This window comes from Kibdelosporangium philippinense, from assembly GCF_021390435.2.
GTDB classification, from domain to species: domain Bacteria; phylum Actinomycetota; class Actinomycetes; order Mycobacteriales; family Pseudonocardiaceae; genus Kibdelosporangium; species Kibdelosporangium philippinense.
The window spans coordinates 201,519-215,650 of sequence record NZ_JAJVCN010000003.1 but is presented as its reverse complement, the minus strand read 5'-3'; the positions used below and the strand labels follow the sequence as shown (position 1 = coordinate 215,650).

At 66.4% G+C, this 14,132-nt stretch carries 14 protein-coding genes; 9 read left to right on the top strand and 5 right to left on the bottom strand.

Translation table 11 applies throughout. The annotated features are described in order from the left end of the window. Positions 1-131: 131 nt before the first annotated feature. Positions 132-1,034, bottom strand: coding sequence for a DMT family transporter (locus LWC34_RS32825; RefSeq protein WP_233729164.1), 903 nt, complete (start codon positions 1,032-1,034; stop codon positions 132-134). Between LWC34_RS32825 and LWC34_RS32820 the strand changes: the two genes are divergently transcribed. Then, positions 1,033-2,427 (top strand): aminotransferase-like domain-containing protein, encoded by a 1,395-nt coding sequence (locus tag LWC34_RS32820; RefSeq protein WP_233729163.1) that lies wholly within the window; start codon positions 1,033-1,035, stop codon positions 2,425-2,427. The two genes, LWC34_RS32825 and LWC34_RS32820, sit on opposite strands and share 2 nt — an antisense overlap. On the opposite strand, the gene LWC34_RS32815 is transcribed toward LWC34_RS32820, so the two are convergent. Both LWC34_RS32815 and LWC34_RS32810 read right to left on the bottom strand, forming a co-directional pair. Further along, entirely contained in the window at positions 2,408-2,917 is a 510-nt protein-coding gene (locus LWC34_RS32815) for a YqaA family protein (RefSeq protein ID WP_233729162.1), read from the bottom strand. The genes LWC34_RS32820 and LWC34_RS32815 overlap by 20 nt on opposite strands. 84 nt (positions 2,918-3,001) lie before the next feature. After that, positions 3,002-3,559 (bottom strand): GNAT family N-acetyltransferase, encoded by a 558-nt coding sequence (locus LWC34_RS32810; protein WP_233729161.1) that lies wholly within the window; start codon positions 3,557-3,559, stop codon positions 3,002-3,004. 193 nt (positions 3,560-3,752) lie between these two features. On the opposite strand from LWC34_RS32810, the gene LWC34_RS32805 reads away from it, so the two are divergent. Continuing rightward, entirely contained in the window at positions 3,753-4,964 is a 1,212-nt protein-coding gene (locus tag LWC34_RS32805) for a winged helix-turn-helix domain-containing protein (protein WP_233729160.1), read from the top strand. Between the two features lie 61 nt (positions 4,965-5,025). Here the strand turns inward: LWC34_RS32805 and LWC34_RS32800 are convergent, their stop codons facing one another. Both LWC34_RS32800 and LWC34_RS32795 read right to left on the bottom strand, forming a co-directional pair. Then, positions 5,026-5,889, bottom strand: coding sequence for a DUF4097 family beta strand repeat-containing protein (locus LWC34_RS32800; protein ID WP_233729159.1), 864 nt, complete (start codon positions 5,887-5,889; stop codon positions 5,026-5,028). Beyond that, positions 5,886-6,401, bottom strand: a complete 516-nt coding sequence (locus tag LWC34_RS32795; RefSeq protein WP_233729158.1) for a toxin-antitoxin system HicB family antitoxin — start codon at positions 6,399-6,401, stop codon at positions 5,886-5,888. Before LWC34_RS32795 ends, LWC34_RS32800 begins: the two co-directional genes overlap by 4 nt. A gap of 109 nt (positions 6,402-6,510) precedes the next feature. Between LWC34_RS32795 and thyX the strand changes: the two genes are divergently transcribed. The 7 genes from thyX (at position 6,511) to LWC34_RS32760 (ending at position 14,101) form a co-directional block, all read left to right on the top strand. After that, positions 6,511-7,263, top strand: coding sequence for an FAD-dependent thymidylate synthase (gene thyX / locus LWC34_RS32790; protein ID WP_233729157.1), 753 nt, complete (start codon positions 6,511-6,513; stop codon positions 7,261-7,263). Then, the gene (locus tag LWC34_RS32785; RefSeq protein ID WP_233729156.1) at positions 7,260-7,643 is read left to right on the top strand and encodes an ACT domain-containing protein; all 384 of its coding nucleotides are present in this window, start codon (positions 7,260-7,262) and stop codon (positions 7,641-7,643) included. Before thyX ends, LWC34_RS32785 begins: the two co-directional genes overlap by 4 nt. A gap of 99 nt (positions 7,644-7,742) precedes the next feature. Continuing rightward, positions 7,743-9,209 (top strand): serine/threonine-protein kinase, encoded by a 1,467-nt coding sequence (locus LWC34_RS32780; protein WP_233729155.1) that lies wholly within the window; start codon positions 7,743-7,745, stop codon positions 9,207-9,209. 76 nt (positions 9,210-9,285) lie between these two features. Next, on the top strand, positions 9,286-10,737 hold the full coding sequence (locus LWC34_RS32775) for a serine/threonine-protein kinase (protein WP_233729154.1): 1,452 nt from the start codon (positions 9,286-9,288) through the stop codon (positions 10,735-10,737). Between the two features lie 13 nt (positions 10,738-10,750). After that, positions 10,751-11,377 (top strand): TIGR03085 family metal-binding protein, encoded by a 627-nt coding sequence (locus LWC34_RS32770; RefSeq protein ID WP_233729153.1) that lies wholly within the window; start codon positions 10,751-10,753, stop codon positions 11,375-11,377. Positions 11,378-11,462: 85 nt separating this feature from the next. Beyond that, on the top strand, positions 11,463-12,422 hold the full coding sequence (gene dapA, locus LWC34_RS32765) for a 4-hydroxy-tetrahydrodipicolinate synthase (RefSeq protein WP_233729152.1): 960 nt from the start codon (positions 11,463-11,465) through the stop codon (positions 12,420-12,422). After that, entirely contained in the window at positions 12,419-14,101 is a 1,683-nt protein-coding gene (locus LWC34_RS32760; RefSeq protein WP_233729151.1) for a ribonuclease J, read from the top strand. Before dapA ends, LWC34_RS32760 begins: the two co-directional genes overlap by 4 nt. The last annotated feature ends 31 nt before the right edge of the window (positions 14,102-14,132 follow it).

Here is a 14,132-nt window from a genome sequence, read left to right as displayed (position 1 = left end):
GCAGCTCGGCGGGACTGCCACGAAGGGGTAGTGCCTGGGGTTGTGGGGCGGAAAGCTTGGGTCGGGGTTTTTCCTTGCTCATGGGGGGATACGAACGCGTTGGCCGGGGTCGTTCAAACGAGGCCTGTTCGTTACCGTTTCGTTATCAAGTCCGTCGACCTACTCCGCTGGGTCCAGATTACGCAGGTCAGGACCACAATCGCGGCAATGATCGTGGTCCAGCCGACCGGCTCAGCCAGCAGAAACGCGGACCAGACCAGCGTCAGAACCGGCTGTGCGAGCTGAACCTGGCCGACCTTCGCCACCCCGCCACGGGCCAATCCGGCGTACCACGCGAAGAATCCCAAGAACATGGAAATCACTGCCACATAGGCGAAACCAAACCACGCCGTGCCGCTCGCGCTGGAGAAATTCATCGTGACCAGTGAAATCGGCACGGTCATCGGCAACGACACGACCAGTGCCCAGCACACGGTCCTGGCGCCGCCGAGATCACGGGCCAGCGCGCCACCTTCCGCGTAACCCAATCCGCACAGCGCGACACCGATCAGCAAAAAGACGTCGGCGATCCCAAAACCGCCGGAAATACCGCCTGTGGTGGCGATAAATGCCAACACGGCGAGAAATCCCACGCCGCTGGCCAGCCAGAACGCAGGTCGCGGCCGTTCACCGGCGCGCACGACGGCCCAGACTGCTGTCGACATCGGCAACCCGGCGATCACCACGGCGCCGTGCGCAGACGTTTGCGTGGCCAACGCCAAGGACGTGAACAGCGGAAATCCGACCACGATGCCCAGCGCGACGATCAACAGGCGCCGGACTTGGTCGCGGGTCGGCAGCGGCGCACGGACGAACGCGAGATAGGCGATCGCGAGCATGCCCGCGACGGCCGCGCGACCGAATGCGACGAACCACGGGTCGAGTCCGCCGGTCACGGCCAGCCGCGTGGCTGGCAGAGAGAAGCTGAATCCCAGCACCCCCAGCGCGCCGAGTGTTACCCCAGCTGGCGCGATAACGTTACTCTCTACTCTCATGAATGAGGATAACGCAGCGCTCCGCGTTATCGAGGATCTGAAATCGATCGTCCGCAGTGGTCGGCCCGGCGATCGCCTGCCGTCCGTGCGGTCCTTGATGGCCAAGCACAAGGCGTCGCCGGTCACGATCCAGCAGGCCATCCAGCGCGTGGCCAGTGAAGGTCTGGTGGAGGTACGGCCAGGCCGGGGCAGTTTCGTCGCCGACCATCCGTCGCCTGCGCGGCAACCGGATCTGTCCTGGCAGTCCGTCGCCCTCGGCCCGGGACGGCCCGGTGAGGACTTGGTGGCCGGATTGATCGAGGTGCCACGGCCCGAGGTCCTGCAGCTGTCCAGCGGCTACCTCGACCCAGGGCTTCTGCCCGTCGAAGCGCTCAGCGCCGCGATGAGCCGCGCGGCTCGCAGGCCTGCGTCGTGGGGCCGTGTGCCGCTTGAGGGGCGCGAGGAGTTGCGTGCGTGGTTCGCGCGCGAGGCAGGCGGCGAACTGCGCGCTGGCGACATGACGGTCTGTTCAGGCGCGCAGCCAGCGTTGTCAGCCGCGTTTCGTGGTTTGAGCGAACGCGGTGATGTCGTGCTCCTTGAGTCACCGACGTACGTGGGCGCTATCGCCGCCGCGCGAGACGCCGGGTTGCGCGTTGTTCCGGTGCCAACGGACGCTGACGGTGTACGACCCGATTTGCTCGCCGCGGCGTTCGAACGAACCGGCGCGCGACTGTTCTACAGCCAACCACTGCACGCGAACCCGCATGGCGCCACGCTTTCCGCGGCGAGACGGCCCGAGGTGTTCGCGATCATTCGTGCGGCAGGGGCGTTTCTCATCGAGGATGATTGGGCGCGCGGTCTCACCATCGACGGAATCGCCCCACCGACCTTGACCTCGGAGGATGTGGACGGACATGTCGTGTACGTCCGTTCACTGACCAAAGTGGTCGCACCGGGTCTGCGGGTCGCGGCGATCGGTGCACGCGGTGTCGCCGGAAAACGGTTGCGCACAGCGCGTTCATTCGACGATTTGTACGTGTCCGGTCCGTTGCAGGAAACCGCGATCGACTTCGTGACTTCGCCTGTATGGCGCAGGCATTTGCGCTTGTTGCAGGGCGCGTTGCGGTCCCGTCGCGACGCTTTGCTGAGCGCACTGCACTCATATCTGCCGGATTTTCGCGTTGCCAAGCCCAGTGGCGGTTTGCACGTCTGGGCCGAATTGCCCGACGGTGTCGACGATATGGCGTTCACGGCGGCGGCAGCGGCCCGTGACGTCGTGGTTTTCCCTGGTAGGCCTTGGTTTGCGGCGGAACCGTCCGGCTCGTACGTCCGGTTGACGTTCGGTGGCGCGCCGGAACACGCGCTGGCCGAAGGGATTCAGCGGCTCGCCGAGATCAGAGCAGCCATCCGGTGATCAGCGCGGGGGACATCGCCAGCACGGTGAACCGCAGGCAGCGGCCGGCGAATCCGGCCACGACAAAGGTGGACATCGGCATTTTCGCCATACCGGCCAGCACACTCGTCGCCATGAACGGTGGCAGACCGACTACCGCGCTTACGCCATATGTCCCAGTCATCCAATGTGGATGCTTGTGACACTTCTCGGTCAGCCAATGCAACCAACCACGCACCCGTTTTGTCCGTTGTTGCCAACGAATTCGACGCTCGGTGAGCGGTTTGTCCTTACGGTGCATAAAGGTTGGTAAGCGCAACGATCCACGTGCGGCCAAGTAGTACAGCAACTTGCCGAGCACCTGCGCGACCGCGACGACCGCACCAAGCGCGAGGCACGGGATATTCGGCTCCTGCGCGATCAGCGCGAGGACGAAAACTTCCGTACTGACCAGGGGAATCAGCGCAGAACTGAACGCGACACCGGCCGCGAGCAGCAGGCTGATGACCAAGTCCTTATCCCCTTGCCTGTGTGATTCCCCTGTCTGTCAGGGTATCGGAGCCACCGGTGGGCGGGCCTCGGTCATAAGGACGGTTCAGGTCAGTCGGAGGTTCAGTTCTCCGGTCAACCGAATCTCACGCAATGGCCGTCCGCCCGCGTCAAGAGTGCGAACCATACCGTCCCGTTCCCACCCGGCACGCTCGTAGAACGCAATGGAAACATCGTCGTTTTCCGGCACCCATACGACACCGCGTGACAAACCGATCGCACGCAACCCGCTTGCCGCCGTCGCGAGCAACCGGCCGCCGTGACCGCGCCGCCCCCACCGTGGCTCGACGAGCAACGTGGCGATCACTCCGACCATGTCGGCGTCTTCAGGCAGCTTGCCGTCGACGTCCGCGATCTCCGTGTCCGGCGCGGGCCCGGCTGCGCAGAAACCGACCGTCCACGTGCCTTCGGTGGCGACGTAGACCGTGGCGTTGCCTTGCTTGACGGTCTCCTGCCAGACCTCGGCGATCTCGGCCTGGTCCAGGCCAGCGAGGACTTCCTCGGGCAGAAGTGAGGTGTACGCGGCACGCCAGGTCTCCACCTGGATCCGGGCGATCTGGTCGATGTCTTCGGGTTCAGCGGGGTGTACCGCGGCCTCAGCCATGGTCAGAGAATCTAGTGAACCGAAACCGTGGCTTTGTCGCGCCGGTCATCTACGCACCGGAACACGCCCGACGCCGCCCCAGCCACGGCGGCAAGCAGGCACTGAGCGGTGTCGGTCGCGTGGGGCGGGGTGGACCCGCGCGGAGCGAGGACAATCCAATATTGTCGGACCCCGGTGGCACTATGCGCTCACTATGGTGACGATGACCGAGGCCGCCGCCCGCCGCACGGCGCTGGCCGCACAGGGGTTCTGCGATCCACGCCCGACCACGACGCCGTCGAGACGGCATCTGCTGCGGGTGACCAGCCGTGTCCAGCTCATCCAGCTGGACTCGGTGAACGTCGCGGTCCGCGCCCACTACATGCCGTTGTTCTCACGGCTGGGCGCGTACCCGATGGATCTGATCGACGATGCCGCCTGGTCGCATTCCGCCCGAAAGCCTCGGTTGTTCGTGGAGAAATGGGCGCACGAGGCCAGCCTGATCCCGATCGAGGACTGGCCCCTGCTGCACCTGGGCAAACGTGCTGGCTGGTGGCGGCACTACGAGAAGGTCGTCAACCGCTCACCGGGCCTAGTCCAGGAGGTCTTGGCGGCGGTCAAGGAGTTGGGGCCGGTCGGCGCTGGCGCGCTGGAGCGAGCGATCGTCGGTGAGGGGGAGAAGCGGCAGAAGGGCACCTGGTGGGAACGCTCGGACGTCAAGCACATCTGTGAGTACCTGTTCGGCGTCGGGGAACTCACGACCGGGTCGCGACGTAGCTTCGAGCGTCTCTATGACCTGACCGAGCGGGTCGTGCCGCCGGAGATCCTCAACCAGCAGGTTGCGCCGGAGGAAGCGGCTCGGCAACTGGTCGAGCGATCCGCGAGGGCTTTGGGAGTGGCGACCGAGCCGGAACTGCGGGATTACTACCGGCTAGGGCCGGATGCCAACCGTCAGGCGGTGCTCTCGCTCGTCGAGGACGGCGTTCTTGTTCCCGTCGAGGTCAATGGCTGGAAGCGTAAGGCGTTCATGCACGCGGACGCCAAAACTCCGCGCCAGGTCAAAGGCCGCGCGTTGCTGTGCCCGTTCGATCCGCTGATCTGGGAACGGGATCGCACGGAACGGATTTTCGGGTTCCGGTACCGCATCGAGATTTACGTACCGGAACCCAAGCGGGAGTACGGGTATTACGTGTTCCCGTTTCTGCTGGACGGTGAACTCGTTGCGCGCGTTGACCTCAAGGCCGATCGGGCGGCAGGGCTGCTGCGGGTGCACGGAGCTTTCGCCCAGGCCGGTGTGGACAAAGCACGGGTGCTGCTCGAACTGTCCGCCGAGCTCAAGCTGATGGCCGAGTGGCTCGGACTGTCCGGTGTGGCCGTTGGCAAAAAGGGAGACATCGCCGCGCCACTGACCAAACTGGTGAAGTAGCAGGCAAACCCTCGTGAGTGGTTATTCGTGTTCTAACCCGGACAACCACTCACGAGGTCTTTTAGCCGTCGAGGGCTGCGCTTACCACTGCCGAGCCGGAGCGGGTTCGGCCATGGACGCGCAGCTTCACCTCGCCTTCCGGCGGTGAGTCCTTCAGCATGAGCTCGCTGAGCGCCTGGCCCGTGCTGGACTGCAGGTCGACCTCGGCCAGCGTGCCCTGCCGCACGCCGACGCGGATCTCGCCGGAGCCGGTGTTCAGGTCGATCTTCCCGGACGCCGCGTCGGCCACGGTCAGATCGCCGGTCCCGGTTCTTGCTGTGACGTCACTGGCCACAGCCCCGAGCCACACGTCACCGCTGCCGGTGATCAGAGCCGCGCTGGACCCGCCGACCGACGAAACCTCGACGTCCCCGCTGCCTGTGCGGGCCTGCAGGCCGCCAAGCATCGGGCCAAGCCGGACCGCACCCGTCCCCGTGATCACGGTCGCCGCGCCGTCCGCCCGGTCCGCCTTGATCTCGCCAGAACCCGTGCACACCGACAGCCGTCCGGCCGCGCCGGTCACCAGCACATCGCCGGAGTGGCTGCGGATATCCACATTCGAGCCGGACGGCGCCCGCACGGTTATCCCGAGAGGGACATAGCGCATCCGGTCCGGTGCGCGCACGACGATCCGGTTGTCCGAGTACTCGACGACGGCCTGAGAGGCCGCGTCTTCGGGTGACGGCACCGCCTCGAACTGGGAGAGCAGGCCCCACAGCTGGGAAAGCCCTTCGGAGAGCGGGTTTCCGCTGTCCGGCCGGGGCCGGACGCGCACGCTGATGCCCGGTTCGTCGGTCAACAGCACGTCCACCGCGCCCGACTTGATCCGCACCTCGATGTCCTGTGGCCCGTCGGCCTCGAAGTTGTGCACCTTCTCCTCGGTCATTGGCCCTCAGTCCATCCGTGCACCCGCGACGACGGGCCGCCACGGTCTTCGTCGTCATGACGGTGCTGGTGCCCGGACCACTTGCGGCGCAACGCGCCCTGCACGGCCTGCGACACGAACGTGTTCAGCGACACACCCTGTGCCGCGGCGGCCTGTTCGGCCTGGCTCTTGATCTGCTCGAACATCCGCAGGGTCATCCGGCTGATGTTCTCCGCGCTGTTGTCGCCGGGTGGCGGCAAGGGCTGCTCGGGTTCCGGGTCGGCGGCGCGCCGGGTCGGCGTGACGACCACCTGGACGTCGCGACCGGCCAGTTTCACCTCGACCACATGGTCATCGAGGGCCGATGTCACCTCGGCGGCGACGTCGGCCAGCGCGTTCATGAACGCGAGACGCATCGCTGGTTCCAGTGCGGCGGACAACACGGCCGCCGCCCGCCGGGTCTGCTCGTCCCCGGCTGAGGCGGTGGTGGCGAGGTCCTCCCGCAGCGAGTCGATATACGGCGTGAGATCCATGACGTCACTATGACATCACTCGTGACGTCATCGCAAGGATGAGTGATGTCACCGTGACATCACGCGTCGGTTGTGGGCGTGTCGGACCCGGACGGTTAGGCTCACCGCCATGACCGAGACCGTCGCCCCCAAGGTGCAGCTGATCGCCAAGACCGAGTTCATCCCACCGGCGGACGTGCCCTGGTCGACCGACAGCGACGGCGGGCAGGCGCTCGCCGAGTTCGCGGGCCGTGCCTGCTACCAGTCGTGGAAGAAGCCCAACCCGGCCACCGCGACCAACGCCGGATATCTGCGGCACATCCTGGAAGTCGGCCACCTCTCGGTGCTCGAGCACGGTTCAGTGAGCTTCTACATCTCCGGCATCTCCCGGTCGCTGACCCACGAGCTGATCCGGCACCGCCACTTCTCGTACTCGCAGCTGTCCCAGCGGTACGTGCCCGAGCGCGACGCCGCGATGGTCGAGCCGGACGTGATCGCCAACGACCCCGAGCTGCACGCCAAGTTCATCGCGGCCGCCGACGCGGCGGTCGAGGCGTACACGGAGTTGCTGGCGGGTCTTGAGAAGAAGTTCGCCGACGAGCCGAGTGCGACCCTGCGCCGCAAGCAGGCCCGCCAGGCCGCTCGCGCGGTGCTGCCGAACGCCACCGAGACGCGGATCGTCGTGACCGGCAACTACCGCGCCTGGCGGCACTTCATCGCGATGCGCGCGAGCGAGGCCGCGGACGTCGAGATCCGTGCGCTGGCCGTGGAATGCCTGCGCCAGTTGCAGAAGGCCGCCGAGAACGTGTTCAGCGACTTCACCATCTCCGCGCTGCCGGACGGCACCGAGGTTGCCCACAGCCCGCTGGTCACCGAGGGATGAAGCGGCTGACCGTCGACGTGCGGCCCGGCGAGTACTCGATCGCCAAGCTGCCGTCGGGTTCCCCCGTGCCGTCACTGCCTACTTCGGACGGTCTGGTGTCGATCACGAGCACCCCGGACGAACTCTCGGTGGTGTCGCTGGCGGGCATCTCGCCTGCTGCCGAGAAGGTGGACGAGGGCTGGCGGCTGCTGACCGTGCGTGGGCCGTTGGAGTTCACGCTCACCGGGATCATGGCTTCGCTGGCGGGATCCCTGGCCGCGGCCGGGGTTTCGCTGTACGCGATGTCCACGTTCGACACCGATCACATCCTGGTCAAGGGGACTGATTTGGATCGGGCGGTGGCGGCGCTGCGCGAGGCTGGTCACGAGGTGCACGCCTAGGCGCACTTTGGACCGGGCGGTGGCCGAGTTGCGCGAAGTGCACGCCTAGCCGCCCTTTCGGGAGCCTTTCTGTCGGAGGGCTCCCGTAAGGTGTCCGGCGTGGATCGAGGGGACCATCTGGGGGCAGGCCGTTACCGTGTGCTCGAGGAACTCGGGCGTGGCGGGATGGGCGTGGTGTGGCTGGCCGAGGACCTGACCATCGGCAGGCGCGTGGCGATCAAGGAATTGCTGCTGCCACACAACATCGCGCCTCAAGAACGGCAAGTGTTCGAGGAACGTGTCATGCGCGAGGCACGGACCGCCGGTCGGTTGAACGACCCGGCGATCGTGACTGTGCATGATGTGGTGCGCGAGCACGGAAGCACGTTCCTGGTGATGGAACTCATCGACGCCAAGAACCTTTCCGACGTGGTCGCGCAGCACGGCCCGATCCCGGTCGACCAGGTCCTGAGCATCGCCGAGCAGCTGCTGTCCGCGTTGGAGGCCGCTCATCGGGCGAACATCGTGCACCGGGATGTCAAGCCCAGCAACGTGATGCTGGACGCGAACGGGCGCGTGAAACTGACCGACTTCGGCATCGCACAGTCCATTGAGGACCCGAAGCTGACCTCGAGCGGCACGCTGATCGGGTCGCCGACCTACATATCGCCGGAACGCCTGCTCGGCCAAGAGGCTTCGCCAGCCTCCGATCTGTGGGCGTTGGGTGCCACGTTGTTCTTCGCGGTCGAAGGCTATGGCGCGTATGAACGTCCGAGCACGCCCGCGGCGATCCAGGCGATCATGAACGAGCGCGTCCAGCTTCGCCGCGCGCACGGGCCACTGGCAAACCTGATCATGGGCCTGTTGGACCCCGACCCGCGGACACGGCTGAACGGTGGCCAGGTCCGGTACCTGATCGACCAAGCGAGGCAGCACGCAACCGCTGGCGTGCAACAAGGTCCGGTGCCGACGACCAAGCCGATGCCCAAGAACAAGCGTGGCGCCGTGATCGCGGTCGTCGCGGTGGTGCTGATCGTCGCGCTCGGCGCGGTCCTCGTGTTTTCCGGCGTCTTTGAGAGCAAGCAGAAGCAGGAAGCCGCTGGTCCGCAGACGTCTGGGCAGCAGCCAAGTGAGAATCCCACCAGCGAGAGCAGCACCAGCGCCAAGAGCACTCCGCCGCCTGCCACCGCGGGCGGGAACAGGGCCGCGACGACCAAGACCTACGGCGAGGACGGCGAGATCACCAACCTGCAGGTGGTCATGTCCGGCGAGCCGGGCACGTGTTTCATCGGCCTCGACCTCAACGAGCCCAAGTTCGACTGCACAGTCGAGCACGACACCGAGATCTTCGGTCAGTTCCAGCTCAACCGCGACTCCGGCGACTACCCGGGCGAGCAGAGCATGGTCAAGGAGGCCGAGGCCGAGTGCAAGTCCCAGTTCGATGGCCTTGCTGGCAAGGACAAGCTCAAGCTGTGGACGCTGATTCCCACCAAGACCGCGTGGGAGGACCTCAGGCGCCGCAAGGCTCTATGCGTGGTGTCCAAGGAGGATCGCACCCGGATGACCGGCTCGGTCAAGGGAAATTGACCAACGGGAAGCACTCTAAAGGTGCAACCTTGAGCAGCCTGACGGGGATCGGCGGGGCGGGAGTTAGAGTGCCCGCGTGTCCCAGGAGTTCACGCAGAGGATTGTCAGCGGCCGCTACCAGATCGTCCATGAGATCGGCCGTGGTGGCATGGGCATCGTCTGGCTGGCCGAAGATCGGACGATCGGGCGACGGGTCGCGATCAAGGAACTGCACCTGCCCGACGGGATCGACCCGCAGGAACGGCACATCTACGAGGAACGCGTGCTGCGTGAGGCACGCATCGCGGGCAGGCTGAACGATCCCGCGATCGTCACGGTGTACGACGTGGTGCAGGAGCACGGCAACACGTTCATCGTGATGGAGCTGATCGAGGCGCCCACGTTGGCGGACATCGTGCGGCAGCGCGGCGCGTTGAGCGAGGCGTACACCGCGCAGATCGCCCAACAGCTCGTGTCCGCGTTGGAGGCTGCGCACCGCGCTGGGGTCGTGCACCGGGATGTCAAGCCCAGCAACGTGATGATCGACGCGAACGGCCGCGTGAAGCTGACGGACTTCGGCATCGCGCAGTCGACCGACGACCCACGGCTGACCACCAGCGGCACCCTGATCGGCTCGCCGACGTACATGTCGCCCGAGCGCCTGCAGGGGCACGAAGCCGTTCCAGCATCGGATCTTTGGGGCCTTGGCGCGACGCTGTTCTTCGCGGTCGAGGGGTACGGCGCCTACGAGCGCACGACGACGGCCGCGTCGATCCAGGCGATCATGAACGAGGTCGCGTACCTGACCCGGTGCCGTGGCCCGCTGGCTTCGTTGATCATGGGACTGCTGAACTCGAACCCCGACGGCAGGCCGACCGCGCCGCAGGTCCGTGCCTTGCTCGGGCAGGCGACGCAGGTCGCGATGAACACCGGCCCGACCGCGCCGGTCTGGACGCAACAGCCCACCAGCACCCAGACGAGCAAGCCGCCTAAGGGCCGCAGAGCTTTGGCGATCGGCCTGGTCGTCGTGCTGGCCGCGGCCATGTTGGCCGCGGGTTGGTTCGGCCGTGACCTCTTCGGAACGGCCGCGGCAAGTGGCGGGGAACTCCAGCCGACCCTGACCTACGGCGTCGGCGGCAACATCCCGGTGTTCGACGTGTACTTCAACCGGGGTAAAAGTTGCCTGGACGCGCGGCCGGCGGACAAGGTCCAGTACGACGCCGTGGTCGACTGCGCGAAGGAAGAGCACCAAGCCGAGGTCTTCATGGAGTACAAGACGCTCATGAAGATCGCCGAAAAGGAGAAGAACACGCCAGCGGCGGCCTATCCGGCCGACAACGCGCTCGATCGGTATGCCGAGAGCTCGTGCTCGATGTTCTACAACTCCAACGAGGTCCTGAAGAACAAGGCGATGAATGTGATGGCCGTCATCCCGTCCAAGCAGGCGTGGGAGGCGGAAAAGGCCCCGCAGCGGTCGATTTACTGCATCGCGTGGCCCGCGGACAACAGCGCCATGACGGGCTCGATCGTCCCGGACGAGACATCTTGAGTAACGTGAGGTCATGGGTCTCGCAAGCGATGAACGTGACCGGCTGAGCATCCTGTTCGAGGAGGTCGGGCCGGACGCGCCGACCCTGTGTGACGGCTGGCAGACCAAGGATCTCGCCGCTCACCTGGTGCTTCGCGACCGCAGGCCGGACGCGGCAGGCGGCATCATGCTGCCCGCTCTGGCCGCGCGGACCCAGCGCGTGCAGGACGAGTTCGCCGCGAAGCCGTGGGCCGAGCTGGTCGACTTGGTCCGCACGGGCCCGCCGCGTTGGTCGCCGCTCAGCCTCGGCGTGCTCAACGACCTGGCGAACGGAGCCGAGTACTTCATCCACCACGAGGATGTGCGCCGGGCCGTCCCGGGTTGGGAGCCGCGGCCCGAGAACGCTGCCCGCGATGAGGCGCTGTGGCGCACGTTGCGGTTCGCCGCCCGCCGCGCGTACCACCGCAGTGTGGTCGGCGTGCTGCTCAAGCGGCCTGACGGCGAGACCATCGTGGGCAAGCGTGGCCCGAACGCGGTGAGCATTTCCGGCGCTGTCGGCGAGCTCATGTTGCACGCGTTCGGCCGTGAGCAAGCCCGCGTCGAGTTCTCCGGCGACGAGGTCGCTGTGGCGGAGATCAAGGGCACGAAACGAAGCTTTTAAAGCACGGACAGCCGACTACCGTGGAATTTTCGCGACGGGGACGGCGCGGGGTATCCGTGCAGGTGGACGGGGTACCTTCAGCGGTATGACGAGATGTCCTTCGGCCGCTGCAGGTCGGCCGTTCGGTCGTGTTCTGACCGCCATGGTCACCCCGTTCGACGCGAGTGGCGCGCTTGATCTGGCCAAGGCCCAAGAGCTCGCGACTCACCTCGTCGACCTCGGCAACGACGGTCTGGTGCTCAACGGCACCACCGGCGAGGCGCCGACCACGACCGACGACGAGAAGGCCGACCTCGTGCGTGCCGTCGTCGAGGCCGTCGGCGACCGCGCCACCATCGTCAGCGGCGGCAGCACGTACGACACCGCGCACAGCGTGCACGTGACCAAGAAGCTGGCCGCTGCGGGCGTACACGGCCTGCTGGCCGTCACGCCGTACTACTCGCGCCCGTCGCAGGACGGTCTGATCGCGCACTTCACCGCGATTGCCGACGCGACGGACCTGCAAGTGATGCTCTACGACATCCCGCCGCGCGCGGTCACCCCGATCCAGACCGACACGCTGTTCCGCCTGGCCGAGCACCCGCGCATCCTCGCGGTGAAGGACGCCAAGGGCGACCTGAACGCGGGCTGCGACGTGATCGCGAACACGGACCTGGCGTACTACTCGGGCGATGACGTGCTGAACCTGCCGTGGCTGTCGGTCGGCGCGGTCGGTTTCGTCAGTGTCATCGGACACGTCGCCGCCGACCGCCTCTTGCAGCTCGTCGACGCCTACGAAAGCGGCGACGTGACCAAGGCGCTTGAGGTCAACCGCAGCCTGCTGCCGGTGAACCGCGCGATGGGCCGCACCGGTCCTGGTCTCGGCCTCGCGTTCGTCAAGGCAGCGCTGCGGTTGCGTGGCTTGGACGTGGGCGACACGCGGCTGCCGATCCTGCCCGCGACCGAGGAGCAGACCGCCGCCATCGCCGCCGATCTGACCGTGGCCGGTGTCTCACTCGGACTGCCTGACACCGTGCGATCGTCATCTGAGACGGTTAGTAGGTGATCGAAACCTCGCAGAACCTCCCGCCGCGGCTGGCCGAGGGCGGGCTCCGCGTGGTCGCTCTCGGCGGAATCGGCGAGGTCGGCCGCAATATGACCGTCTTCGAGTACGACGGCAGACTGCTGATCGTCGACTGTGGCGTGCTGTTCCCCGAGGACCAGCAGCCGGGCGTCGACCTGATCCTGCCGGACTTCCGTGCCATCGAGGACCGGTTGGACGACATCGACGGCATCGTGCTCACGCACGGGCACGAAGACCACATCGGCGCGGTGCCGTTCCTGCTCAGACTGCGTGCGGACGTGCCGGTGATCGGTTCGAGGTTCACCCTCGCGCTGCTCGCCGCGAAGTGCAAGGAACACCGGCAGGACCCGGTGCTCGTCGAGGTGACCGAGCGTGAACGGCGGTCAGCGGGCCCGTTCGACCTGGAGTTCTTCGCGGTCAATCACTCCATTCCGGACGCTTTGGCCGTCGCCATCCGCACGCCTGCCGGGCTCGTGCTGCACACCGGTGACATCAAGCTCGACCAGTTGCCGTTGGACGGTCGCTTGACTGACCTCGGCGGCTTCGCGCAGCTCGGTGACGAGGGCGTGGACCTGTTCCTTGTGGACTCGACGAACGCCGAGGTCCCCGGCTTTGTCACGCCAGAGCGTGAGATCGGGCCGGTGCTGGACAACGTGATCTCGCGGGCCACCCAGCGGGTGATCGTGGCGTGTTTCGCCAGCCATGTGCACCGCGTTCAGCAGGTGCTGGACATCGCGGTGAACAGTGGCAGGCGGGTCGCGTTCGTCGGCCGCTCGATGGTCCGCAATATGGGCATCGCCTCCGAGCTCGGTCTGCTGACCATGCCGGAGAACCTGATCATCGACCTGCACGAGGCGATGGACCTGCCGGAGAACGAGGTGCTCTTCGTCTCGACCGGCAGCCAGGGCGAACCGCTGTCGGCGCTGTCCAGGATGGCCCGCGGCGAGCACCGGCAGATCTCCATCCGTCCCGGCGACACGGTCGTGCTGGCGAGTTCTCTCATTCCTGGCAACGAAACCGCGGTCTTCGGCGTGGTCAACGGCCTCGCACGGCTTGGCGCACACGTTGTGCACCAAGGAAATGCGAAGGTGCACGTGTCCGGGCATGCGTCCGCGGGCGAATTGTTGTTCCTGTACAACGCTGTTCGGCCGTCCAACGTGATGCCGGTGCATGGCGAGTGGCGGCACCTACGGGCCAATGCCGCTTTGGCCGTGGCCACAGGCGTTCCCGAGGAGCAGGTGGTTCTCGCTGAGGACGGCGTGGTCGTGGACCTGGTCGACGGCATCGCGCGGATCACCGGCCGGGTCGAGGTCGGACATGTGTACGTGGACGGTTTGTCCGTGGGTGACGTCGGCGAATCGACGTTGTCGGACCGGTTGATCCTTGGCGAGGGCGGCTTCATCTCGATCACGGTCGCCGTGGAGGCCAGCAGCGGCCGTGCTGTGGCGCCGCCGACGATCTCGGGACGTGGCTTTTCCGACGACCCCAAGGCGTTGGACGAGGTCGTCGCTCTTGTGGAGATGGAGTTGTCGCGCACCGAGGCCGAGGGCATCACCGACACCCACCGGATCGCCCAGATCGTGCGCCGCGTTGTCGGCCGTTGGGTTGCCGAGAAGTACCGCAGGCGTCCGATGATCGTGCCTACTGTTATTCCGGTGTAGTTTTCGAGGGCCCGACCGGGTTTGACCGGCC